This is a genomic window from Fluviicola chungangensis (assembly GCF_007558725.1).
GTDB classification, from domain to species: domain Bacteria; phylum Bacteroidota; class Bacteroidia; order Flavobacteriales_D; family Crocinitomicaceae; genus Fluviicola; species Fluviicola chungangensis.
The window spans coordinates 261,973-287,338 of sequence record NZ_VLPL01000003.1 but is presented as its reverse complement, the minus strand read 5'-3'; the positions used below and the strand labels follow the sequence as shown (position 1 = coordinate 287,338).

The 25,366-nt window shown below is 44.3% G+C and carries 15 protein-coding genes; 7 read left to right on the top strand and 8 right to left on the bottom strand.

The features are described 5' to 3' along the window. Nucleotides 1–66 precede the first annotated feature (66 nt). The 5 genes from FO442_RS07465 to dacB all read right to left on the bottom strand — a co-directional run bounded on the left by FO442_RS07465 (nucleotide 67) and on the right by dacB (nucleotide 5,817). Complete coding sequence (locus FO442_RS07465) at nucleotides 67–639, bottom strand: acyltransferase (RefSeq protein ID WP_144332540.1); 573 nt, start codon at nucleotides 637–639, stop codon at nucleotides 67–69. 10 nt (nucleotides 640–649) lie between these two features. Beyond that, complete coding sequence (locus tag FO442_RS07460) at nucleotides 650–1,648, bottom strand: UDP-glucuronic acid decarboxylase family protein (protein WP_144332539.1); 999 nt, start codon at nucleotides 1,646–1,648, stop codon at nucleotides 650–652. Nucleotide 1,649: 1 nt separating this feature from the next. Continuing rightward, nucleotides 1,650–2,966 (bottom strand): UDP-glucose dehydrogenase family protein, encoded by a 1,317-nt coding sequence (locus tag FO442_RS07455; protein WP_144332538.1) that lies wholly within the window; start codon nucleotides 2,964–2,966, stop codon nucleotides 1,650–1,652. 2 nt (nucleotides 2,967–2,968) lie between these two features. Further along, the gene (locus FO442_RS07450; RefSeq protein ID WP_144332833.1) at nucleotides 2,969–4,087 is read right to left on the bottom strand and encodes a DegT/DnrJ/EryC1/StrS family aminotransferase; all 1,119 of its coding nucleotides are present in this window, start codon (nucleotides 4,085–4,087) and stop codon (nucleotides 2,969–2,971) included. A gap of 206 nt (nucleotides 4,088–4,293) precedes the next feature. Beyond that, a complete protein-coding gene (gene dacB, locus FO442_RS07445) occupies nucleotides 4,294–5,817 on the bottom strand; it encodes a D-alanyl-D-alanine carboxypeptidase/D-alanyl-D-alanine endopeptidase (protein ID WP_144332537.1) in 1,524 nt (507 codons plus the stop codon). 132 nt (nucleotides 5,818–5,949) lie between these two features. On the opposite strand from dacB, the gene FO442_RS07440 reads away from it, so the two are divergent. The 7 genes from FO442_RS07440 to uvrA all read left to right on the top strand — a co-directional run bounded on the left by FO442_RS07440 (nucleotide 5,950) and on the right by uvrA (nucleotide 15,853). Further along, nucleotides 5,950–7,128, top strand: a complete 1,179-nt coding sequence (locus tag FO442_RS07440; protein ID WP_144332536.1) for a glycosyltransferase — start codon at nucleotides 5,950–5,952, stop codon at nucleotides 7,126–7,128. Next, a complete protein-coding gene (locus FO442_RS07435) occupies nucleotides 7,118–7,888 on the top strand; it encodes a polysaccharide biosynthesis/export family protein (RefSeq protein WP_144332535.1) in 771 nt (256 codons plus the stop codon). Before FO442_RS07440 ends, FO442_RS07435 begins: the two co-directional genes overlap by 11 nt. 1 nt (nucleotide 7,889) lies before the next feature. Beyond that, entirely contained in the window at nucleotides 7,890–10,247 is a 2,358-nt protein-coding gene (locus FO442_RS07430; RefSeq protein ID WP_144332534.1) for an exopolysaccharide transport family protein, read from the top strand. Continuing rightward, the gene (gene rfbC / locus FO442_RS07425; RefSeq protein WP_144332533.1) at nucleotides 10,248–10,796 is read left to right on the top strand and encodes a dTDP-4-dehydrorhamnose 3,5-epimerase; all 549 of its coding nucleotides are present in this window, start codon (nucleotides 10,248–10,250) and stop codon (nucleotides 10,794–10,796) included. A 6-nt stretch (nucleotides 10,797–10,802) separates the two neighbouring features. Further along, entirely contained in the window at nucleotides 10,803–11,867 is a 1,065-nt protein-coding gene (locus tag FO442_RS07420; RefSeq protein ID WP_144332532.1) for an MraY family glycosyltransferase, read from the top strand. Nucleotides 11,868–11,901: 34 nt separating this feature from the next. Beyond that, on the top strand, nucleotides 11,902–12,828 hold the full coding sequence (locus FO442_RS07415) for a lytic transglycosylase domain-containing protein (RefSeq protein WP_144332531.1): 927 nt from the start codon (nucleotides 11,902–11,904) through the stop codon (nucleotides 12,826–12,828). A 178-nt stretch (nucleotides 12,829–13,006) separates the two neighbouring features. Beyond that, nucleotides 13,007–15,853 (top strand): excinuclease ABC subunit UvrA, encoded by a 2,847-nt coding sequence (uvrA, locus tag FO442_RS07410; protein WP_144332530.1) that lies wholly within the window; start codon nucleotides 13,007–13,009, stop codon nucleotides 15,851–15,853. Between the two features lie 630 nt (nucleotides 15,854–16,483). Here the strand turns inward: uvrA and FO442_RS07405 are convergent. The 3 genes from FO442_RS07405 to FO442_RS07395 form a co-directional block, all read right to left on the bottom strand. Further along, nucleotides 16,484–18,688, bottom strand: coding sequence for an OmpA family protein (locus FO442_RS07405; RefSeq protein WP_186279972.1), 2,205 nt, complete (start codon nucleotides 18,686–18,688; stop codon nucleotides 16,484–16,486). A 1-nt stretch (nucleotide 18,689) separates the two neighbouring features. After that, the gene (locus FO442_RS07400) at nucleotides 18,690–19,622 is read right to left on the bottom strand and encodes a PorP/SprF family type IX secretion system membrane protein (RefSeq protein ID WP_144332528.1); all 933 of its coding nucleotides are present in this window, start codon (nucleotides 19,620–19,622) and stop codon (nucleotides 18,690–18,692) included. A gap of 92 nt (nucleotides 19,623–19,714) precedes the next feature. Then, a complete protein-coding gene (locus FO442_RS07395) occupies nucleotides 19,715–25,354 on the bottom strand; it encodes a T9SS type B sorting domain-containing protein (protein WP_144332527.1) in 5,640 nt (1,879 codons plus the stop codon). Nucleotides 25,355–25,366 lie beyond the last annotated feature (12 nt).

The window sequence follows — 25,366 nt, the reverse complement described above, 5'->3', positions numbered from 1 at the left end:
CAGGGGCGCTATTAAACCAGTAGGGGTGTAAAATTTTACACCCCTACTGGTCTGGTGTATTTATAATCAAATTGCCTTCACGCGGTTATCCGTCAACTGGTAGCGCTCATTGCTTTCCGGACAAACCGCAAAACCGTTTTCATCGAAAGTCAAGCGGTGACCAAAAGCACTCATCCATCCGATCTGTCGCGCAGGATTCCCTACAACCAGGGCATACGCCGGAACTTCTTTCGTTACAACGGATCCGGCACCGATAAAGGCATATTCCCCGATATCATTTCCGCAAACGATCGTTGCATTTGCCCCGATGGAAGCACCTTTCCGTACAACCGTCCGGGAATACTGATCTCTCCGGTTTACAGCCGAACGCGGATTCATGACATTCGTAAAAACCATCGATGGCCCCAGGAATACATCGTCTTCACAAATGACTCCCGTGTAGATGGAAACATTGTTCTGGATTTTCACATTGTTTCCCAAAATCACTTCCGGGGAAACCACGACGTTTTGACCGATGTTACAGCGTTCTCCGATCACACAATTCGGCATGATATGCGAAAAGTGCCAGATCTTGGTTCCTTCACCAATGATACAGCCGGGATCAACTACCGCTGTTTCGTGTGCAAAATAGGTTGTCATTTCGTTGGATTTATCGAACGATGTACTTCTCAAAATCAATGTGATCCGATTGGTACAATTCCTCCTTGGTTAAACTCTTAAAATACGCATACGTCCGTTTCAAACCTTCTGCCCGGTCAATTTTCGGTTCCCAATCCAACAGTTTCCGTGCTTTGGTAATGTCCGGCTGACGTTGTTTCGGGTCGTCTACAGGAAGATCTTTGTAAATGACCTTCTGCGTAGTTCCGGTCAATTTGATGATCTCTTCGGCAAACTGGCTGATGGTAATCTCATCCGGGTTACCGATATTCACCGGATCAGCACAGTTGCTATGCAGCAAACGCACAATTCCTTCCACTAAATCGTCTACGTAACAAAACGAACGCGTTTGGGAACCATCTCCAAAAACGGTCAGGTCTTCACCACGCAATGCCTGCCCGATAAATGCGGGAAGTACACGACCGTCGTTCAACCGCATGCGCGGTCCATAAGTATTAAATATGCGGACAATCCGCGTTTCAACTCCGTGAAAGGTATGGTAGGCCATCGTAATGGCTTCCTGGAAACGCTTCGCTTCGTCGTAAACACCCCTTGGTCCTACCGGATTCACATTTCCCCAATAGTCTTCCGTTTGCGGATGCACCGTCGGATCGCCATAAATTTCGGATGTACTTGCAATCAATACGCGCGCATGTTTTACCCTGGCCAATCCCAAACAATTGTGAATCCCCAAAGACCCTACTTTCAGGGTCTGAATCGGTATTTTTAAATAATCAATTGGGCTGGCAGGTGAAGCAAAATGCAGGATATAATCCAAATTCCCGGGAACATGGATGAACTTGCAGACGTCGTGGTGGTAGAATTCAAAATTCTCCAGCCGGAACAAATGTTCAATGTTCTTCAGTCGTCCTGTGATGAGATTATCCATCGCGATCACGTGATAATCGTCCTTGATAAAGCGATCACATAAATGCGATCCCAAAAATCCGGCTGCACCGGTAATCAATATGCGTTTTCTCCCTGTATTCATATTATTTTGATACTATGGACCTGCCAATTGAACTGTAATAGAACCCGTTCTTATTCATTTCAGAAATCTCGAACAGGTTTCTTCCGTCGAAGATAACGGAATCTTTCATCAGAGACTTCATTTTATCAAAGTCCGGGTTTCTGAAAACACCCCATTCGGTGCAAATGAGCAAGGCATCTGCATCCTTCAGTGCGTCGTATTCATTCTCTGCAAATGAGATGCTGTCACCAACAACTCCTTTCACGTTTTCCATTGCTTCCGGATCATAGGCCGTGATGTTTGCTCCTGCTTTAACTAAAGCATCAATCATATACAAAGCCGGTGCTTCCCGGATGTCATCCGTATCCGGTTTGAAAGCCAAGCCCCACAGAGCAATTTTCTTGCCCGAAAGATCTCCCCTGAAAAAATTCTTCATTTTCGGGAAAAGAATCGTTTTTTGAGATTCGTTTACTTCCATTACTGCCTGAATGATCCCGAACGAATAGTTATTTTCAAGCCCTGAATTGACCAATGCCTGAACATCTTTCGGGAAACAAGAGCCCCCATATCCGATTCCCGGAAACAGGAAACGCTTCCCGATGCGCTCATCGGACCCGATCCCAATGCGGACTTTGTCTACATCTGCTCCTACCAGTTCACAGAAATTGGCTATTTCATTCATGAATGTAATCTTGGTGGCCAAAAATGCATTTGCAGCATATTTCGTTAACTCAGCTGATTTCTCGTCCATAAAAATGATCGGATTTCCCTGGCGGACGAATGGTTTGTATAATTGTTCCATGATTTGTTCCGCCCGCTCCGAAGAGGTTCCCAAAACGACCCTGTCAGGTTTCATGAAATCGTCTACCGCAAACCCTTCTCTTAAGAATTCCGGGTTGGAAACCACGTCAAAATCAACGGTCGCGTGTTTTGCAATAGCCGCATGTACTTTCTCAGCTGTTCCAACCGGAACCGTGCTTTTATCTACAATAACCTTGTAATCTTTTAATAACTTGCCGAGTTCGTCTGCTACACCTAAGATGTATCTCAGATCTGCCGAACCATCTTCCCCCGGAGGAGTCGGTAGAGCCAGAAAGATTATCTCAGCATCTTGGATACCTGCTTCCAGGTCCGTGGTAAAGGACAAGCGATTTGCTTTAATATTGCGTTCGAAAAGCACATCCAGGTGCGGCTCGTAAATCGGGACCTCCCCGTTGCGCATACGTGCTACTTTTTTACTATCGATGTCTACACAGATAACCTGGTTTCCTGTTTCGGCAAAACAGGTCCCGGTTACCAAACCTACATAGCCGGTTCCAACTACAGCAATTTTCTTCATGATCAGTTAGCGTTTACGAAATGAAGAATTTCAGAACAAATAAATGCCTGCTGTTCTTCTGTCATTTCTGTATGAATAGGAAAAGAGATTACATGTTTCGTTAATTCTTCTGTTACCGGAAGGTCCAAATCGCCCAGATTGAAAGATTTAAACATCCCTTGTTTATGCGCCGGAGCAGGATAATAGATCATCGAAGGAATTTCCTTTGAAGCCAAGTACGCTTGCAGCGCATCTCTGTCAACACCTTTCAATTGAACGGTATACTGATGAAAAACATGTTTGGATTTCCCATCTCTGTAAGGCGTTTCAATTTTATCTGATGCGCCCAAAACACGGTCATAAAAATCAGCCACCTTGATTCGGGCAGCAACATATTCGTCCAGTTTGGGAAGTTTTACATTTAAGATTGCCGCTTGAATGGCATCCAGCCTGGAGTTACAACCTACTACATCGTGCCGGTATTTTACTTTCTGACCGTGATTAGCGACCATTCTCAACTGTTCTGCCAATGCATCATTATTTGTGAAAATAGCCCCGCCATCTCCGTAACAACCCAGATTTTTTGAAGGGAAAAAGCTGGTACATCCAATATCTCCGATCGTTCCGAGCTTTCTTGTTTCCCCGTCTTTTGAATAATAATCGGATCCGATTCCCTGGGCATTGTCTTCGATCACGAATAAACGATGCTTCCGGGCAATCTCCATAATGGCATCCATATCAGAAGCTTGACCGTATAAATGAACCGGGACGATTGCTTTTGTTTTCGGTGTAACCGCCGCTTCGATCTTTGACGGATCCAGGCAAAAAGTCTTTGGATCAACATCTACAAAAACCGGTGTTAAACCCAATAATGCAATAACTTCCGTAGTTGCAATGTAAGTAAATGAAGGCGTAATCACTTCGTCGCCAGGTTTCAGTCCCAAAGCCATCATTGCGATTTGCAAGGCATCCGTGCCGTTGGCACAAGGGATCACGTGCTTTACACTCAAATACGCTTCCAATGATTTTTGAAACCGCTGAACCACAGGTCCGCCAATAAAAACAGACGAATCTAAAACTTCCTGAATTGCTGAGTCTATATCGGATTTTATTGCCTGGTACTGGGTAGCCAGGTCAACCATTTGTATTTTTTTCACGTGTTTAATCTATGGAGATTACTTAAAATAGTCTATTCCTACAAAATTAATAAAAGCGGTGAATTGAAGAAAGGCAATTAAAGTTTCCTCCCTTTACTGCACTAACCTTTGTAAGATCACCTGCAGTGCGGGTCCTTCTACTCAAGGAGGGAAACCCGAATATCGTTCCTTTAACACAATTAAAACCAGTGTTATTCCGACAAAACCATCGCGTTGAAGACCTTCTCCATTTGTTCCACCGTATACTCTGAAGAGCAGTTGAAGTTATTGATGATCAGTGAAAAACACACTTTTTTACCGGACTTTGTTTCTGCATACCCCGAATAAGCCTTGATCCGTTTCATTGTTCCGCTCTTTGCATGGATCTTCCCTTCTCCCGGCTGATTCCTGCAAACAGAAGAAAGCGTTCCGGAAACTCCCGCAACCGGTAAAGTCGCATAAAAAGCATCAAATTCTTTGGCCGTCGACATGTATTTCAGCATTTCACAAAAATGACCGGCAGAAATCGCATTACTTCTCGATAAACCTGAACCGTCGGTAATGTAAAGTCCGATCGTATTGATTTTGCCAGACCAATAATTCATCATCCGCGCAATGCTGTTGTCTATCGATCCGTTTCCGGAAGTTCCATACCCTATCCAGCAAAGCACTTCTTCCGCAAATAAATTCACGGATTTCATATTCGTCCACCAGGCAATGGAATTCAGGGTTTTCCCCTTATGGGTGAAGAATAATCTCATGCCTGCGTACCGCGAAGTCGCTGAAAGGATGCTTAAATTCCGTGCTGAAAGCGCCGGTTCTTTCACCTCAATCCCCCTGGATTTCATTACGCGTGTAAATTCCTGTGAAAACGTCAATTCCGGATCGGGCAAACTTCCCTTTACGGTAAATCTTCCCAAGCCGGCTCCCAGTGTTCCCGTTCCGAAACGGTCCATAGAATACGGAGCTCCGTAGATATACGAATTGTCACCCGAACCACCTGTTTGAATATAATTGGCATATTTTAATCCTTCCACAACCGGAGTTGTTCCAAGAAAATTCGTTTTTAGCCCGCTTTTAGTTCCTACCTGGAAATGATAACGCAACATATTATCATAAATCGGAAGTCCGGATGCTCCTGCTCCGTAATAATTTCCCATATCTCCCCAATTCCAGCCGTCAGGTGCTCCTTCGTAACCGAATTCCGAAGCATCGGCGACAATGGCCCCATTGATTTTCCTGATCCCGAGTTTCACCAGCGTGTCCACCCATTTTTCAAGGAATTCATCTTCTCTTCCATTACCATTGTAATAACGGCTTCCAAGCGCCACATCTCCGCCGCCCCTGATCCATAAATTTCCGTTGAGCACTCCTTCTTTAGATAATTCTCCATCCAGGTAAATCCGCGTTTGAGGGGCATAATTCTTTCCCAGCAACTGAAATGCCGTAGCAGTTGTGAAGAGCTTGGTAGTAGAAGCCGGCGGAAGGGCCAGCGAAGGATTTTTGGCGGCCAAAACCTGGCCCGTAGCACAATCCATTGCCATGAAACTTACGGATGCATTTGCAAAGTAGGCATTGGAAGAAAACGCATCGATTGCTGTTTGAATCGAATTCTGAGAAAAACTGAAATTCCCTGCAAAAAAGACGATTAATCCGATCGAAAAAACGCGTAACATCAGCTTGAAATGAATCATACCATAAAGTTCTGCTTTCTCTCCTTGCAAAATTTCTGCCACTTAAAAACTTTTGAACAGTTCGATCAGGAAAGTTTCCGTATAGTGGGTTCCAGTGAACATTTTACACGCTTTTCAGTTAGATTTTCCGTACTTTTGCAACAGTTCTTATAAAAAAATAACAATTCAGGAATAATGCCAAAAGTGCTGCGAATCATCAATCGATTCAATATCGGTGGCCCAACCTATAATGCTACTTTCTTAACGAAATTCATCTCGGAAGACTATGAGACTTTGTTGGTTGGCGGTTTACCTGAAAAAGACGAATCGGATTCCCTGCACATTCCGGAAAATTATGGGGTAAACCCCTTGTTAATTCCCGAGATGAAACGCATTCCCAATTTTCGCTCGGATCGGGAGGCTTATCGAAAAATCAAACAAATCATCCGGGAGTTTCAGCCCGACATCGTACATACCCATGCAGCAAAAGCAGGAGCACTGGGCAGGAAAGCAGCAAAAGCATGTGGCGTTCCCGTGATCGTGCATACCTTTCACGGTCACGTCTTTCATTCCTATTTTGGCCGGACAAAAACCTGGATCTATAAAGTCATTGAACGCAGATTGGCAAAAATTTCCACCGGAATCGTCGCAATCAGTCCCATGCAGAAAGAAGAACTGAGCGCTGTTCATGGGATTTGCAGCCCGGATAAAATCAAAGTCATTCCACTGGGTTTCGATTTGAGTAAATTCCAAGAGAACTTACCCGAAAAAAGAATGGAAACGCGGCAAAAATGGAATCTCGGTGACGAAGAAATTGCTGTGGCAATTGTGGGAAGATTAGCTCCGATCAAAAACCATGTCCTATTCCTGGATGTTATTCAATTACTTGCTGCGAAAGGAATCAAAGCGCGCTATTTCATTGTAGGAGACGGACAGGAAAAAGCATCCATCGAACAACGGGCAAAGGAATTGGAAGATACATATGGTGTAAAGGTTGAACTAACCAGCTGGATTATAGATATCGCAACCTTTAACGCAGGAATGGACATCATCTGCTTGAGTTCGGACAATGAAGGAACACCAGTCAGTTTAATCGAAGCCCAGGCAAGCGGTATTCCTGTCATCTCAACGGACGTGGGAGGCGTGAAGGATATTTTGGCAGAAGGTGAAACCGGTTTCGTCGTACCCAAAAACGACGCAAAATCATTCGGTGAAAAATTACAATTATTGATCGAAAATAAAGAAATTCGCTCGAAAATGTCACAAAATGGCTGGAACTTCGTAAGAGATAAATTCCATTACACTACTTTGGTGAAAAATATGGAAGATTATTACGCAGAACTAATTGAAAAGACTAGAAAAAATGCAAAATAAAGGAGTGTTGTTTTCCTTGTTGGCCGGTTTATTCCTGTTCCAATCCTGTGGGATCAACAGTAATCTCATGTTCCGAACTCCCAAAGGAGTGAAAGAAGTCAGGGACAGTATTCCTTTGAAGCCTTCGGCGGAATATCAAATCTCCAGGGACGATAAATTCACGTTTATGCTGTATACCAACGAAGGCGAGCGCATTGTGAACGAAATGGCAGGAATGAACAAGGAAGCCATTGCAAAGGCAGAAATTGAGTACGTGGTAAGGCCCGACGGAAAAGCTGATTTACCTATCCTCGGATCGACGCTCGTTGCAGGATTCACCGTCAAACAATGTGAAGACACACTGGCAAAATTATTTGAACAGAAAAACGGTTACAACAAACCTTTTGTCCAGGTAAAACTGACGAACCAGCGCGTGATCGTATTTCCCGGGAACGGGAGCACCGCAAAGGTCATCCCCCTGCAAAACAATAATACGACCCTCATGGAGGCTATTGCACTTGCCGGTGGAATTGCCGAGCGGGGGAAGGCCAGCAAGGTCAAAATTATGCGGGTTGTCAATAATGTGCGCACCATGTACGTGGTCGATCTGTCGAAAATAGAGAACCTTCAATATGCCGATATGATCATCCAGGCCAACGATTACATTTACATTGAACCGAAAGAACAGGTCGGACAGGAATCACTAAAGATCGTGGCGCCGATTGTTTCCCTGGTTTCAAGTGCCCTGGTCATAATTACCGTACTCTCAACATTGAAATAGCGTGAATAGTTCAAACTCATCCATATTTATCAACAAGGATTACAATCCGATCATTGTGAATGTAGTTCTGCGCCGCTACTGGTGGTGGGTTTTGCTATTAATCCTGTTTTTTCTCGGCGTCGCTTTTTTTTACCTGAGATACACCAAACCTGTTTATGATTCTACCATGGTCATTCAGCTGGTTGAAAAAGATCAGGCAAAGGAATTACTGGAACTCGACAATATCAATAAGATAGATGACATTTCCTCTGAAATAGAATTACTCCGATCACAATTGCTGTTCGAAATGGCTATTTCAAAAATGAACATGAATGTTTCGATCTTTGCGGAAGGAAAAATACTAACAGAGGAAAAATACCATCAAAGCACCTTCACTGTACTTCCGTATGCGCTGCGCGACAGCAGTTTGTGTGATGTACCGATCGGAGTAGAAACGACCGACAATCGCAGGGTGAAACTTACTTATGTATTAAATGGTCAAACCTACTCAAAAACCTCCGAGATAAATAAAACCATTCACACCAGGCATTTTGACATTGCTTTTAAAGTGGAAAACTGGAATATTCTCAAGCAGGACGATGAGGCAAACCGGCTTTACTTTACCTTTAACAATCAAAAAACACTGGCGTCCAGGCTGATCACCAACCTGGAAGTGAACCCGATCGATATCAATGCAAAAACGATTGAACTTCGCTACAGCGGAAATAATCCCGATTTGTGCAAAGACATCATTCAATCGGTAGCTACCACTTTTTTCAATTACGATGAGGAAATGAAGCGAAAGAGTGCGGATAACATTCTTTCCTTTATCCAGTTGCAGTTGGATTCTATTTCGGGTGAATTAAAAGATTCAAAAGACAGCCTGACAGATTTCCAGCGCAAAACACGTCTGACAGATCCGGAAAACACCAACGGCTCGCTGACTGAAAACATGGATAAATTCCAGGATATGCTTTTCGAACTGGAGAATGAATTGGCTACACTGAAAACGGTGCATTCAAAACTGAAACTGGAACCTAATCGCCTGGATATTTACCGCCTGATTCCGGAAATGCTGGGGAAAAGCTATGAATTATCCCTGACCAAACAAATTACGGACCTGAATACCTTACTGGAAAGAAAGGAAGAACTTCTCACCAATGTTTCTGAAAATAATTCGGAATTAAAAAATCTGAATTCACGCATCCAGTCCAAGGTCCAATCCATCAGGAGAAGCGTGGAGGTTATCCAGGAACGCATCCGGTCACAAATCAGTACAATCAATGGAAAAATCGGGTTAATCGAAGGTGAATACCTGAAACTTCCGCAGAAAAAAATGGAATACAACCGGTTGAAATCATTGCAGGACCTAAATGAAAAGTACTATACCCTGCTTACTGAGAAGAAAGTCATGTATTCGATTTCAAATGCGGGATACACTTCCAGCAACCGGATATTGAACGAGGCTTCTTTCAATACGGTTCCGGTCAGCCCGAATCGCAAACTGGTTTATGCAGGTTTTGTTTTTGTAGGATTCACTTTTGGATTTGCCTTCCTGTTCTTCAAGTACATTACTTTCAATGAGATCAATACGATTGAAGACCTGAAACACCTATTACCTGACAAAGTAACGATCCTGGGAAATATTCCGCAATTGAAAGAGAGTTCCGAATTCAGCCAGTTGATGATCCATACCAGTCCGAAATCCATTTTGGCCGAATCCATGCGCAACATCCGGACGAACCTCAGTTTTATCAATGCAAACGCACGGGTCATCGCTATTTCGTCCTCTATTTCGGGAGAAGGAAAAACCTTCGTAGCCTTGAACCTTGCGGGAATTATTGCACTTTCAGGAAAGAGAACGATCGTGATTGACCTGGATTTAAGGAAACCAAAAGTTCACTTGGGACTAAATGTTTCCAATGATAAAGGGATCAGCAATCTGATTATCAAACAAGCCACACTGGAAGAATGTATCCGCCATTCCGAAATTGAAAACCTCGATTTTATCAGCGCAGGACCTATTCCTCCCAATCCTTCGGAATTGATTTTAAGTGATTCGTTCTTTGAGATCCTGGATGCTTTGAAAGCAGCATACGATGTAGTAATCATTGATAATCCTCCGGTCGGCCTGGTAACAGACGGTGTACAGATCCTGGCAAAGGCTGATGTTCCGATCTATATCTTCAAAGCACATTATTCCAAGCGTATTTTTGCCGGAAGAGTGCGCGAATTATTTGAAATGAACCAAATCACACATCTGAACATTATTTTAAACGGTACAAAAGCCTTCAAAGGAAAATATGGTTATGGATATGGCTACGGTTATGGATATGGCTATTACGATGAGGAGGATAAAAAGAAGAAAAAAAACAATTAAATGGAATTTAAACGTACAGCAATTGCTGATGTAATATTGATACAACCCACTATTTTTGGAGATGACAGGGGATATTTCTTTGAGTCCTTCCATCAGAAGAAATTCAATGATTTTATCGGTTCTGAAATTTCTTTCGTGCAGGACAATGAATCCTTATCTTCCAAAGGAGTACTGCGGGGTTTGCATTTTCAGGCTCCTCCGCATGCGCAGGGGAAATTGATCCGGGTGATTAAAGGAAAAGTACTCGACGTTGCTTTGGATATTCGCAAACACTCTCCCACGTATGGTCAGCACGTTTCTTTTATTTTAAGTGAAGAAAACAAAACCCAGGCATATATTCCGGAGGGTTTCGCACACGGATTTTTGACCCTGGAAGACGACACTATCTTTCAATATAAATGCACCAACTGGTATCATCCTTCCAGCGAGGGAAGCATCCTTTGGAATGATCCGGCGTTAAACATTCATTGGGGAGAACCACATCCGATCTTATCTGCAAAAGATACTTCGGGAATCCTCCTGGCAGATTTTAAAACTCCATTTGAATAAGTTGAGATGACGTACGAAATAACTTTGGCTTGTATAGGGTTCCTGATTATGGGAATTATCATGAGTTACGTCTCTAACGGAATCCTTTTACGTTTTTCTCAAAGCCTGGGAATCCGGAACAAGAATGATGTAACCGTTCGTTGGGCAAATGAATCGAAACCCTCTTTGGGAGGAATCGGTTTTTTTGTTGCCTTCTTTTTCGGAACAGTTGCCTACTCCATCATTTTCAGCAATGAAAACATCTTTCAAAACCGGCAATTTGTCGGATTGATGACAGCAGCAACCATTTCCTTCATTATGGGGCTTGCAGATGATGCATATAATACCAGACCTTTTATCAAATTATTTGTACAGATTCTGTGCGGGGTGATCTTCATCTATACGCACAACATGATCGAACTGACCGGAATTTATTGGGTCAATGCCTTTATCACAATAACATGGGTAGTAGCCATGATGAACTCCCTGAACATGCTCGACAATATGGATGGAATTACCGGAACTACTGCGTTGTTCCTGCTGATTTCCTGTTTGGCAAGCAACATTATTCTTTTTGACTGGAACATGAACATCTGGACACTGACGATGCTCATTCAGATCGGTGCAATCATCGGTTTCCTGGGCTACAACATTTACCCTTCGAAATTATTTATGGGTGATGCGGGAAGCCAGTTTATCGGATTATTTGTTGCTTTCTTTTCGATTCATGAATTGTGGAATATCGGGAACAATACGCATTTGAATCCCTTAACGGGAGGCGCCATAACCCTGATTGCTTTTACTCCCGCTATTTCGGATACGCTGACTGTTGTGATCAACCGTTTGAGAAAAGGAAAATCTCCGATGGTCGGCGGAAAAGATCATACAACACACCATTTGGTTTATTCCGGCTTGAACGACCGGCAGGTCTGGATCGTTTTTCTTGGGATCGGACTCATGGCGACCTTGGTTACAATTCTTGCGGTGGTATTTGCAAAAATGGGCAATCCGTGGATGTCCTTCTTCCTCACAAGCTACTTTTTTGCTGTATTTTTCGTTTTATACCGTAACACACTTATTCACAAGAGGTAGATTGCTTAATTTTGCAGTGCTTTAACTGCATGGCATGAACAAGATATTCCTTTTATTCATTGTTGGGCTTTTGGCTTCCTGCCGGAGCGAAACAATAGAACGTAAAAAAGAGGCTAAGCACAAGGAAGTGCTTGCCTCATCCGCCGTTATTTTCCCGGATCTGCCGCAAAGTATGGAGTTTGCAGGTACAACGATCAACCTGCAGGACGAAGACTTGCGTGAACGTTTGGACCGGGAAGTACTCATAACAGCTTATTACCAGAGTGCGTGGATCGGGGCGATCAAAAGGGCACATCGCTATTTCCCCGAAATTGAACGTATCCTGAAAGAAGAAGGCGTTCCGGATGATTTTAAATACCTGGCAATTATTGAAAGTAATTTGCAGCAAGCCGTTTCACCGGTCGGTGCTCAGGGATTCTGGCAATTTATGCCCGCAACAGCCAAATTGTATAACCTGGAGATGAATGCGGAAATCGACGAACGTTTGAACATTGAAAAAAGTACCCGAGCCGCTTGTCGCTATTTAAAAGATGCCTACCGGACACTAAACGATTGGGTAATGACCACAGCAGCTTATAACCGTGGTGTTGGCGGCGTCATCGAAGATATGGAGTGGCAAAAAACCGAGCATTATTTCGACACGTATCAAAACAGTGAAACGGGAAGGTATGTTTTCCGGCTTTTGGCTACGAAATTAATTTACGAAAACCCGGAAGCTTACGGATTCTATCCCGAAAAAATGGAATTGTACGAGCCGTTTCATATTCAAAAAGTAATTGTTGAAGAAAGTATTCCGAACCTGGCACTTTGGGCAAATGACCAGGGCATTAATATTAAAATTCTTCGTAAATTAAACCCTTGGTTAAAGACGACCAAATTGACCGTTAAAAAAGGAGCGAAATTCACCCTTCTTTTACCTGCGGCCTCCGAAAATCTGAAACCTTATGGTGCGTACAAATAATTTTAGCGTTTAGGCAAAAGACAGATGACTTGAAATTTTTCAGCAAGAACGGGAACAGGTTTAAAATTAAAAGGTTCAGATACCATTAAACTTTTGATCCCGATAGCTATCGGGACTTTCAACCTCTTGAACTATTTGAATCAAAATATATTAAAATAAAGATTATACATATTCTGACATGAGTTTTGACGAACAAACAAAAACAATTGAAGTCTACGGAGCCAGAGAACACAATTTAAAAGACATCCATTTAGAAATCCCCAGAGACAAACTCGTTGTTTTTACAGGTTTAAGCGGAAGCGGGAAATCTTCACTTGCATTCGATACGATTTTCGCTGAAGGCCAGCGCAGGTATATTGAAACCTTCTCATCTTACGCCAGACAGTTCCTCGGCGGAATGGAACGCCCCGATGTGGATAAAATCAACGGTTTGAGTCCCGTGATCTCGATCGAACAAAAAACAGTTTCCAGAAGTCCGCGGTCTACGGTCGGCACCATTACTGAAATTTACGATTTCATGCGTTTGCTTTATGCACGGATCGGAACAGCATACTCCTACGAAACAGGAGAACAAATGGTCAAATATTCGGATGACCAGATCACCGATTTGATCATCGGGCAATTCGACGGAAAGAAAGTACTGATCCTTGCTCCCAAGATCAAAGGCCGAAAGGGGCATTACAGGGAATTATTCGAACAGATCGGCAAAATGGGTTACTCCAAAGTCCGGATCGACGGAGAAATCCAGGAGATTACCAAAGGAATGCGTTTGGACCGTTATAAAATCCACGATATTGAGATTGTTATTGACCGGATCCAGGTAAAAGCGGATGACCGCAAACGATTATACGACGCCATTACAACCGCCATGAAACATGGTGGGAAAAGTATGATGATCCAGGATTTTGAGACAAACCAGGTGCGTCATTTTTCACGCCTGCTCATGTGTCCTACAACCGGTATCTCCTACCCGGAACCGGAACCGAACCTATTTTCATTCAATTCACCCTATGGAGCTTGCCCTACCTGTGTCGGATTAGGAGAAATTTCTGAGATCGATCGCGAAAAGGTCATTCCAAATCCGAAATTAAGCATCAAAAAAGGGGGACTGGCTCCCATTGGAGAATACAAACGTAACTGGTTCTTTGATCGCATTGAATCCTTTCTCCAACAGGAAGGATATACCATTAACACTCCTATCGAAGACCTTCCCGATGACCTGATCCATGTGATCCTAAACGGAAACGAAGGATTAGAGCAAAGCGGCAAAGAGGCAACCATTCAATTTGAAGGACTCGGGAACTTTATGGCTCGTCATGCGGAAGAAAGTACAGCAGGAATCCAACGATGGGCACAAAGTTTTATGAATAAAATTACCTGCCCGGAATGTCATGGAGCACGCCTGAAAAAAGAAGCACTTCATTTCAAAGTGAATGAAAAAACACTGGGAGAAGTGGCTACACTAGACATCCAGGAACTGGCTCTTTGGCTGGAAAACATCGAAGATTCATTAAACAGCGAACAGCAGGTTATCGGAACGGAAATTCTGAAAGAAATCCGTGCACGTGTGCGATTCATTTTGGAAGTCGGGCTGGAATACCTGACCCTGCATCGTTCCGCAAGAAGTTTGTCGGGCGGAGAAGCACAACGCATCCGGTTAGCTACTCAAATAGGATCTGAACTGATGAACGTACTGTATATTTTGGACGAACCCAGTATCGGACTACATCAACGGGACAATACACGCCTGATCAACTCCCTGAAACGGTTACGTGACGGCGGAAATTCGGTCATCGTCGTTGAGCACGACCGGGAAATGATGGAAGCTGCGGATTTTGTAGTCGATATCGGCCCGGGAGCGGGTGTCCATGGCGGCGAAATTGTGAATGCAGCGCCATTCAACGAGCTGGTATCCAAAGATTCTATCACTACGAAATATTTGAAAGGCGAACTGGAAATTGAAATTCCGAAAAAACGCCGGAAAGGGAACGGGAAGAAGCTGGTATTAAAAGGTGCTTCAGGGAACAACTTGAAAAACGCAGATCTGACGATCCCGTTGGGAACACTGACCTGTGTAACCGGTGTTTCGGGAAGCGGAAAATCTACCCTGATCAACCATACGCTTTATCCTATTCTGAATGCACATATTTACAATGGAGTGAAGAAACCCATGCCTTACAAGAAAATTGAAGGACTGGAGCATTTGGATAAAGTAATTGAGATCGACCAAAGTCCGATCGGAAGAACTCCGCGCAGTAATCCGGCAACCTATACGAATGTATTCACGGAGATCCGTTCCTTGTTTGCAGCACTTCCGGAGGCACAAATCCGCGGGTACAAAGCCGGAAGATTCTCCTTCAACGTAGCAGGCGGACGCTGTGATACCTGTGGCGGAGGCGGATTGAAGGTGATCGAGATGAACTTCCTCCCGGATGTATACGTGGAATGCGAAACCTGTAACGGAAAACGCTACAACCGCGAAACATTGGAAGTACGTTACAAAGGAAAATCCATCAATGATGTATTGGAAATGACGATTGAAGACGCCGTTGTTTTCTTCGAAAATGTTCCGAAGATTCACCGGGTACTGGAAACTTTAAACTCGGTCGGATTGGGTTATATCAAATTGGGACAGCCTTCCACAACCGTAAGCGGTGGTGAGGCGCAGCGTATCAAACTGGCAGGTGAACTAACCAAACGCGGAACAGGAAATACGATTTACATCCTGGACGAACCGAGTACCGGGTTGCATTTTGAAGATATCCGTATGCTGATCGAAGTATTGCAGCGCCTGGTAGATGACGGAAATACGGTTTTGGTGATTGAACACAACCTGGACATTGTAAAGGTCGCTGATCATATTATTGACGTTGGTCCGGAAGGTGGTCGTGGTGGCGGAAATATTGTCTGCACCGGAACTCCGGAAGAAATCATTAAAAAATATACAGACGTTTCCCATACAGCCAAATACCTGAAAATGGAGATGGAGCATATGGAGAAGTTGCGAAAAGGATTGAAGAACTAAAATATAAATTGCAAACTAAGAGGACCGGGAGACTTGTGTTAGAAACCAATCTATATATGTAAAGAAGCCCATCGAATAATGTTCGATGGGCTTCTCTACTACAACTTAACCTAACTAACTCTTGCGTAAGAGCATCTTTTGAGCAACGCATATTTCATGTTGTGAGCAGCATGTTACTCGATATCTTTTTTATTGATTTGTGCAGTTGTAACAAATCAAAATCACTCCCTATATAAAACCCCTTTTTAGGGATCTTTAGCGAAATATAATATATTAAATATACCCTCACAAGGGTATGTTGAATCTGAATGTAAAGATAACCCGGAAAACAAACTGATTTAACGAAGCATCAAATCAATCTAAAATTGATTAACTAATTGATTATCAGGTGAATAGATGTTAATAAACTAATTCGCTTCAACCAGTAATAAATTCACAATTCGTTCGCAATTTTTGTTTTAAAGTTTACATTTATTTAATTATTCAACTAATTTTTAACTATTTCGAGTCGCTTTCGAATGAAAAAACTTCAGGCTACGACACATAAAAACAAGGGATCCAATGAAAAAGCCCCTCCGAATACGATTCGAAGGGGCTCCTATTAATTAAACCTTGTCTTTGACACCAATGTTAAATCTTCACTACCAGGAATTCTGTTCTACGATTCACTGCATGTTGCGCTTCGGTATACTTCGGTTGTTTTTTCGGTCCTTCGCAGGTACAACCATTGATTATTTTTGATTCTCCGTACCCTTTTCCGGAAATTCTCCAAGGATCTTTAATACGAGCTTTGATGTATTCTGCCGAAGCATCTGCTCTTTTTTGGGAAAGCTCCAGGTTCTTCGCCGCCGTTCCCCTGCAATCCGTGTGAGACCCCAATTCAACCACCATGGTCGGGAACTCGTTCATGATTGCTACGATCTTATCCAACTCTAATGCTGCATCCGGACGAATGTTGTATTTTGCCAAATCAAAGTAAATTGGTTTCAGATCGATTGCTTTTGCCAGATCCGTTCCTACTTCCATTTTTTCCAGCTTCAGGGGAAGATCTTTCGAAACATCGTAAACTCCCGGAGCAGTCAGCTCTTTGTTATAAGTTGTTCCTTTCGGTAAATACCCTTTTTTCTCCAGGCGGATGTTGTAAGAAACGCGGTCATTTAACTTCTTGTCATAGATCGGTCGTTTGATCTGACCATCTTTATTGGTATAGAAAACACCTTCTTCCTTGCCGGTCATGTTATTGATCAGTGTCACCTTTACGCTATCCAGAGCGGCACTCGATTTTTTATCCAACACCTGTACCAAAAGCATGAACCCCGGATCTTTTTCCAGGACCAGTTCAGCAACTAACATCTCCGGAGATTCGTCAGTTACCGCGACACTTCCGCCCGCTTCAAAGTAGTCCTTTTTCGATCCGGCGAAATTAAAAGAACCGGTTTCGGGTGTTTCATATTTTGCTTCCGCATTTTCATCAGATGTGAGTGTTCCAAGATCTTTACCCGAAGCATCTTTTAAGTTGATCTGAACACCTGTCAGCTTATTCCCTTTCTCATCCTTCACGGTAATTTTAATTATCCGTGAAAAGGTGAATGGTTTGTCCATGGTATAGGTATACAAATCATCGTTCCCTTTCCCTCCGGCTCTGTTCGAAGAGAACATTCCTGATTTGGCGTCTTTGTTCATCCACACGGAGAAATCATCTCCTGAAGAATTGAACGGTGCACCTACATTCCGGGTTTGTTTGATGTCGTCATCTTTGTATTGTCCCACAAAGATATCCAACCCTCCATAACCTGCATAGCCATCGGAGGAGAAAAAGAAAACCCCTGATTCATGGAAAAACGGAAACATTTCATCACCGCTCGTATTGATCGAAGCCATGTTTTCCGGAACAGACCAATTCCCGTCCTGCCATTTGGAACGGTAAATATCCACTCCTCCTTTTCCACCGGGCATATCAGAAGCAAAAAACAAGGTTTTTCCATCCGGAGAAAGGGTGGCATGTCCTACGCTATAATCTGTACTGTTAAAAACAATCGGTACAGGTTCAGACCAGGTTGCTCCTTCCAGGTTGGAAACAAACAAGGAAAAATGCCTTGTCCCGTCCACCGCCTTTTCCGTATAATTATTCCGGGTAATAAAAGCCTGTTTTCCATCCGGTGAAAAGGCTACCGGGCCTTCGTGGTATTTCTTGTTTACCTTCTTGTTTTTGATGGCTTGAATATTGGATATGTTATTATCCGAAGGATTGATATCTGCCGTATACAAATCCAGAAAGGACAACCGGTTCCCCAGCCAGGTCCTGTTCACCGCCTCACTCTTTCTCCGCGATGAAGTGAAATACAATTTCCCATTGTGGATTGCCGGTCCAAAATCCTCTTGTTCCGTATTGAACGGAGCATTTTGGACCTTTATAGCAACTCCCTGAGTAGAAAACTTGGTCAATGATTCGTTCAACAATTTAAAACGATCCATTTCACTGTCCTTCGGATTCAATTCCGAATAAATTCTCAATTGCGCCTCCGCTTCCGTATATTTTTGATTCTTCATCAACATACGTGCATATTGCAAGTGATCGTCCGGAATACGGTCTGCGCGTTTACAAATAGCGGCATAGCATGCTTCTGCGTTTGCGTAGTTCCCGATCATATCATATCCCACTGCCAGTTTACGAAGTACACCGGCATCTTTGTCTTTTACTTTTTCAAGTGTACTGACCGATGCAAAATAATCGAAATCATTTAATTGACCGGTACCGATTATTTCGTTCTTTTCCTGCGCTGTCACCCAACTTATCACGAAGCATGAAACAGCAAATAGTATGGTTCTTTTCATATTAGAAGTATCTAGGTGACTTAATTTTCTCATCGTTGTTAAATAGCAGATCATATCGTAACATAATCTCGTGACTTCCCCCGTTAAATTTTCCGGTTCGGACTCCAGTCGACCAATCGAAAGAATAGCCGAAGAGCAGTTGTTTGGAAATATGCACACCAACCAATGCGCCGACTCCGTCACCGGTTCGGTACATGATTCCAAGATCGATCAAATTTCTCAGCATGAATGTTCCGGTAACATCGATCTGGAAGGGAGCATTTTGCACCAGCTTACCCAACACCGTCGGTTTGAACTTCACAGATGGTGAAATGGCGAATACGGCGCCTGCAACAAAGTAGTAATGTCTTCTTTCTTTCGAAATATCCATCGAGTTACTCGTTCCGGTTGCGAACAGGCTGTTTTCCAAGATAGAAGGGACAGATGCCCCTACATAAAAATTCGGCATTTGGAAATAAATTCCGGCACCCAAACTCGGGATCATTTTCCCCCTTCTGTTTTCCATAAACGCTGCATCCGACGGATCTGCCAGTGTCAGGGAATTTACATCTGCAGAAAAACTGTTAAATCCGCCATTGATCCCGAAACACAAACGTGCTTTTTCCGAAAGCCTCAGCCGATAAGCAAAATCGACGTTTACCGCCGTGTTATTTGTCGGACCGATTTTATCGTTCATAAAACTCAACCCAAGACCGATATTCTTTTTAGCGATCGGTGTATGAACCGTAAACGTTTGTGTGGTAGGTGCACCTTTAAATCCGACCCATTGAAATCTTCCCAATGCCGTAAATGTGAGTGCGTCCCTGCTTCCTGCGTATGCCGGATTTATCACGAGCGTATTGTACATATAATGCGTATATGCTGCTTGTTGCTGTGCATGTGATTGGTTTACACCTAAACTAATCAATGCTATGAGTATGAATCTATTTTTCATTTTTTCTCTTTTTTTGTGAGAATTTGCTTTTGTTTTCTCCGTGCATCAGCTTGTAACTTGTAAGCTGATTCGATCGAAAGCTTCGCTTTCTCTTATCTTGTTATGTAGATGTAGCCCTTAACTATTTTATCCTGACCCAAGCCCAAATCAAGCAGGTAGAAGTAAGTACCTTCCGGCAATACATCTTTTCCGAGTGCCATTTTACCTTGATCCGTTCCGTTCCAGTCGTTCTTGTATGGACTTGCCTTATAGACTTGTACTCCCCAGCGATTGAACACCGTAAATGTGTTATCCGGGTATTTATCCAGGTCGGCAATAATGAGTGTTTCGTTCGAACCATCACCGTTCGGAGAAAATCCTTCCGGAACAACGATACCAGGTTCACCGTTTCCACCAGACTTACATGCCGGTGAATCCGGTAGCGGATCACATGGGTCCAGCGGGTCGGAAGTACCGGTCGGAACATAAGGTGTCGAAGGATCATCCACTCCATGGACTTCTTCTCCGTCAGTCACTCCGTCACCATCCGTATCCGGATCATTCGGATTAGTGCCATTCGTTGCTTCATCATCATCTGAAACGCCGTCTCCATCGCCATCACAAGCAACACTCGTCGGAAGCGGATCACACGGATCCAAAGGATCTGAAGTTCCTGTAGGTACATATGGTGTAGATGGATCGTCTGTTCCATGAACCTCTTCCCCGTCAGTCACTCCGTCGCCGTCCGTATCCGGGTTATTCGGATTGGTTCCGTTGGTAGCTTCATCCCCATCTGAAACGCCATCTCCATCGCCGTCACATGCAACACTTGTAGGAAGCGGATCGCATGGGTCAAGCGGATTAGAAGTTCCCGTTGGAACATAAGGTGTCGACGGATCGTCCACTCCATGAACCTCTTCTCCGTCTAACACACCGTCACCGTCTGTATCCGGGTTATTCGGATTGGTTCCGTTTGTTGCTTCTTCTCCGTTTGTTAATCCGTCTCCATCTACATCACAAGATGCACTCGTGGTATTCGGGTCACATGGGTCCAAAGGATCCGAATTGTTGTTTACTTCATATCCGTCATTGAATCCATCACCGTCTGTATCCGGATTATTCGGATCGGTTCCGTTTGTTGCTTCGTCACCGTTATTCAATCCGTCACCATCCGAATCACAGGCCGGACTTGTATTGATCGGGTCACATGAGTCTAAGGGATCAGAGATTCCCGTCACCACATATGGTGTTGATGGATCATCCACTCCATGAACTTCTTCTCCGTCCAAAACACCATCACCATCCGTATCCGGATTCGTTGGATCAGTTCCTGCACTTGCTTCTTCTGCATTCGTCAAGCCATCCCCATCCTGGTCGCAAACCGGGTTGGCAGGATTCGGGTCACACGGATTCAACGGATCGGATCCGAAATTCACCTCATCCCCATCACCGTAGCCATCACCGTCCGTATCCGGATTGTTCGGATCTGTTCCGGTATTTGTCACTTCATCAAAATCTGTTAACCCGTCTCCATCCGTATCGATATTGCAATCAACCATGGTTAGTGTAACAGGAGAAGACGGTTGGGAACTGCATACTCCATTCGAAACACTTACCGTAAAGGTTCCCGGTGCATTTACCCAAATGGTTTGCGTAGTTTCCCCATCGGACCACAAATAGCCGGAAGCTGAAGACGAAACGAGTTGTACCGAATCACCCGCACAGAAGTTTGTCGGACCAACCACTGTAATTGTCGGAGTTGTTGGCGTAGGATTTACAATCACTGCTGTTGAAGCGCTGGAAGCCGAGCAACCGCTTGTTGTAATCGTTACCGTATAAGATCCGGAATTGAATACGGTTATTGCTTGTGTCGTCTGCCCATTCGACCACATGTATGATCCTCCGGGTGAAGAAGTCAATGTAACCGAATCACCCAAACAGAATGTCGTGGGACCGCTTGGTGTAACTGTTGGCGGCGAAGGAATCGTGCTCACGGTTACTGTTGTCGGTGAACTTGTCGCTGTGCATCCACTGGTCGTTACCGTTACGGTGTATGACCCGGAAGTTGAAGCAGTAATGGATTGAGTGGTTTCCCCGGTTGACCACAGGTAACTTCCCCCGGAAGAAGCTGTTAATGTGACCGATCCTCCGGCGCAGAAGGATGTCGGTCCTCCTGGTGTAATCGTTGCTACCGGGGTCGGATTTACCGTAATTGTTGCCGGTGCGCTGGTAGCCATACAGCTTCCTCCACCCACACTTACCGTGTATGAGCCCGATGCTGAAACAGTAATTGAATTCGTTGTTTCTCCGGTCGACCAGGCATTTCCGGAAGGAGCAGAAGACGTTAATGTTACAGATCCACCGGCACAGAAGGTTGTTGGTCCTCCGGGTGTAATGGTCGGGGTTGCCGGTGGTGCAGTCACCGTTACCGTTGTTCCGGCGCTTGTTGAGCTGCACGTTCCGTTTGAAACAGTTACCGTATATGTCCCTGAAGTAGAACCAGTAATTGAACTGGTTGTTTCTGTTGTAGACCAGGTATTCCCCGAAGGAGCAGAAGAGGTCAGTGTTACAGATCCACCCGTACAGAAAGTAGTCGGTCCACCAGCTACAATTACCGGTACACTTGGTGAAGGATTTACTGTAACCATTGTTGGAGCTGATGCCGCAACACATCCGGAACCATTTCCGACAGTTACGGAATAGGAACCGCTAGTTGAAACCGAAATAGATTGCGTAGTTTCTCCGGTCGACCACAAGTAGGTACCCGCTGCGGATGATGTCAAAGTAACTGAACCTCCGGAACAGAATGAAGTTGGCCCTCCCGGAGTAATTATCGGAGTTGCCGGTGCACTTGGTCCAGTGAGGGTTTGCACTAACGTATTTGATGTACAGCCCGAAGCGGCTGTTAAAGTAATGTTGTAAGCTCCCGAACCCAAATTCGGGATTGTAGCCGGAAGTGTTACTCCCATCTGAATTCCGGAAGCAGTGCCTGTCCAGGATAAATTCCCAGTCGCAGCACCAGTTACCTGGATACTTCCGTCTGTTGAAGAACAGGTGGTTGGATTTGTAACTGTTCCTAAAGCAATTACAGGACTTGGATTAATGACAACCGAAGTTGAATTTGCTGTTGAAGAACATCCGTTTACACTTGTTATTACGGAATAAGATCCTGCATTTACTGCCTGTGCATTCGGGATAACCGGGTTTTGATCTGTACTTGAGAAAGCGTTTGGTCCGGTCCATTGATACGTTGCCCCTGAAACAGCAGTTGCTGCTAAGTTAATGGATGCATTTTCACAAACAGGTGAATTGCTTGAAGCCGTTGCAGCGGTTGGGGTCGGATTCACTATTACGTTCGCAGTACTTGTATTTGTTGAAGAACATCCGCCAACTGTAATTTGCAGGGAATAAATTCCCGCATCACTTAAAGCTGCGGACGCAATGGTTGGATTTTGTGCTGAAGAACTAAAACTTCCCGGTCCGGACCATTGATACGTTGCGCCTGAGACCAATGGTGCCGTTAAGTTAATCGGAGATCCCTGGCAAATAGGTGAATTACTTGAAACTGTCGGCGCGACCGGAGCAGGATTGACCATTACGGAGGTAGTTCCCGCAGCAGAACTGCATCCCGCAACAGAAAGTGTTACACTGTATAATCCGGCATCTGCACTCGTAATATTCGGTATGGACGGGTTTTGCAGGGAACTCGTAAAGCTATTCGGACCGGACCATTGATAACTTGCTCCCGAAACGGTTGGTGTAGTCAGGTTCAAAGTAGTTCCTTCACATAAAGGTCCGTTGTTTAAAGCACTTGGTGTTGAAATAGGAGTACTTTGATTAATGGAAATCTGATCTGAAGAAGCATGACATCCATCCGTATAAATAAACCAGGTGTATGTATTTACTCCGGTATTCAATCCCGATACAGTGGCATTTGCTGCATGAATATTCGAAAATGAACCTGCACCGGATGCAACCGACCAATATCCCTGTCCGGAAACCGGAACATTGGCTGCCATGGTATACGTTGTGGCACAACCACTTTGGTCATTCCCTGCAGCTGCAGTTGTCGGAACCGTATTCTCTCTCCAATCGGGAAGTCCGTCCCCGTCTGTGTCCTGTCTTGGTGCAGTTGTACCGCCATTATCCGGATCGTACGCGTTATCTAATCCGTCATTGTCGGTATCAATATTTACCAGGTTGAAATCAGCCACACAATTGTGGTCCGCATCGTTCCCTTCCAGTTGATCCGAAAATCCGTCATTATCCGAATCCAGATCAATGTAATCGGGATTATCGGTTCCATCGGTGTTAACCGGCACGATCAATGTTCCTCCGGTACTTGTGTCATATGCATTATCTAATCCGTCACCATCCGAATCCGATCCTGTCGGGGGAATAAATCCTGCAGAAGTTTGGTATTCATGTAAATCCAGGATTCCATCGTTATCCGAATCCTGGTCTTTCCAATCCGGTTTTCCATCGTTGTCAAAGTCCTGAGAAGAAGCGAGCGGCGAGCAGAATTTAATTTCTCCGATTCCGTATCCCTGATTTCCCAGGCCCGGGTCCAAATTGTCATATACAAACCGAACGGAGTCAACCAAAACCGGAATGTTTAGTGTAATCGTTCCGTTCAGTTCGGTATTGTCCATTGCAACCAACCCAAGGAATTGATTGTTCCCGTTAAACATATTGAAGTTGCCGGTCCCAATCGTATAATCTGTAGCTGTAAGCTGGTACAATTGGCCGAATGAATAGGCATTTACCGTAATTCTATCCTGGAATTGCCCGGCAGCTATATCAATATCCTGCAATTTGAACGATAAATTACTAACCGGTTGACTGAATCGCATGACCTGGATGGACTGGTCAGCTGCAGTAGCCACATCTTGTTCCGTATAAATTTCCAGACCGGAAACGGCTGAGAAATTCTCTGAAATATTAAAATTAACGATTCCCGCACCGGAGGTATTTCGCGTAATGGTATTTTCCCACACGCCTGATATCGTCGGGAAATACAACGTAGGATCGGATTGCGCCGTTAGAGGCAAAGTCGATGTGGCGGTACAGGGTAATAGTTCTGCATTGTTTGCTACACCATCCCCGTCCCAGTCAATATCTGCAACATCCTGAATTCCATCATTGTCCGAATCGCTTAACGGAACATAGTAATACACCCGGATGCGAACAGCATCGATGTAAGAAATGACCGTTGGAAGAAGCAACCCTGCCGCCCGGGATTCGATTGCTATTGCCACACCAAAACCATTGTTGCTTACTTCCATCCCATTCAGGGTTGTTCCCCAAAGATCGGCATTGGTACCGTAAGTGAATGCCGTTTCGGAGGTTGGCCAGTTGACACCTGTATTTGCATGGTTGGTACCCGTAATCTGGTTGTTCTTCAATAAACGAATGTCTAAATCCCTTGTCCAGTTTGAGGAGGTATTATCCGAACTCGCTTTCCGGATTTCTACCTGTACTCCGCAAATCTGGGCATTGATCGGAATATTCAGATTCAGATTTCTAAGTACGAGGAAATTGGAACTCCTGACAGTTCCACCGATTAACAGCGCCGCATTTGACATGGTTGCGTAGCTGTTATTGTCTGTTAATGCGTTACCGGGATTATTCCAGGGATCTGTTCCTCCTGCGGCACTGTTTACGCTAACTTGAGCGTTGACATATCCGGTGTTTGATCCGGGACATTGCGCCATCGAGGTTGTAACGAAAAGGGAGCTAAACAGTAGGGACATAACAATCCCAGC

Bases quoted from the DNA above. Each gene is read 5' to 3' on its own strand.
- FO442_RS07465 (WP_144332540.1), bottom strand. From the start codon at position 639: ATGACAACCTATTTTGCACACGAAACAGCGGTAGTTGATCCCGGCTGT.
- FO442_RS07460 (WP_144332539.1), bottom strand. From the start codon at position 1,648: ATGAATACAGGGAGAAAACGCATATTGATTACCGGTGCAGCCGGATTT.
- FO442_RS07455 (WP_144332538.1), bottom strand. From the start codon at position 2,966: ATGAAGAAAATTGCTGTAGTTGGAACCGGCTATGTAGGTTTGGTAACC.
- FO442_RS07450 (WP_144332833.1), bottom strand. From the start codon at position 4,087: ATGGTTGACCTGGCTACCCAGTACCAGGCAATAAAATCCGATATAGAC.
- FO442_RS07440 (WP_144332536.1), top strand. From the start codon at position 5,950: ATGCCAAAAGTGCTGCGAATCATCAATCGATTCAATATCGGTGGCCCA.
- FO442_RS07435 (WP_144332535.1), top strand. From the start codon at position 7,118: ATGCAAAATAAAGGAGTGTTGTTTTCCTTGTTGGCCGGTTTATTCCTG.
- rfbC (WP_144332533.1), top strand. From the start codon at position 10,248: ATGGAATTTAAACGTACAGCAATTGCTGATGTAATATTGATACAACCC.
- FO442_RS07420 (WP_144332532.1), top strand. From the start codon at position 10,803: ATGACGTACGAAATAACTTTGGCTTGTATAGGGTTCCTGATTATGGGA.
- FO442_RS07415 (WP_144332531.1), top strand. From the start codon at position 11,902: ATGAACAAGATATTCCTTTTATTCATTGTTGGGCTTTTGGCTTCCTGC.
- uvrA (WP_144332530.1), top strand. From the start codon at position 13,007: ATGAGTTTTGACGAACAAACAAAAACAATTGAAGTCTACGGAGCCAGA.
- FO442_RS07405 (WP_186279972.1), bottom strand. From the start codon at position 18,688: ATGAAAAGAACCATACTATTTGCTGTTTCATGCTTCGTGATAAGTTGG.
- FO442_RS07400 (WP_144332528.1), bottom strand. From the start codon at position 19,622: ATGAAAAATAGATTCATACTCATAGCATTGATTAGTTTAGGTGTAAAC.
- FO442_RS07395 (WP_144332527.1), bottom strand. From the start codon at position 25,354: ATGTCCCTACTGTTTAGCTCCCTTTTCGTTACAACCTCGATGGCGCAA.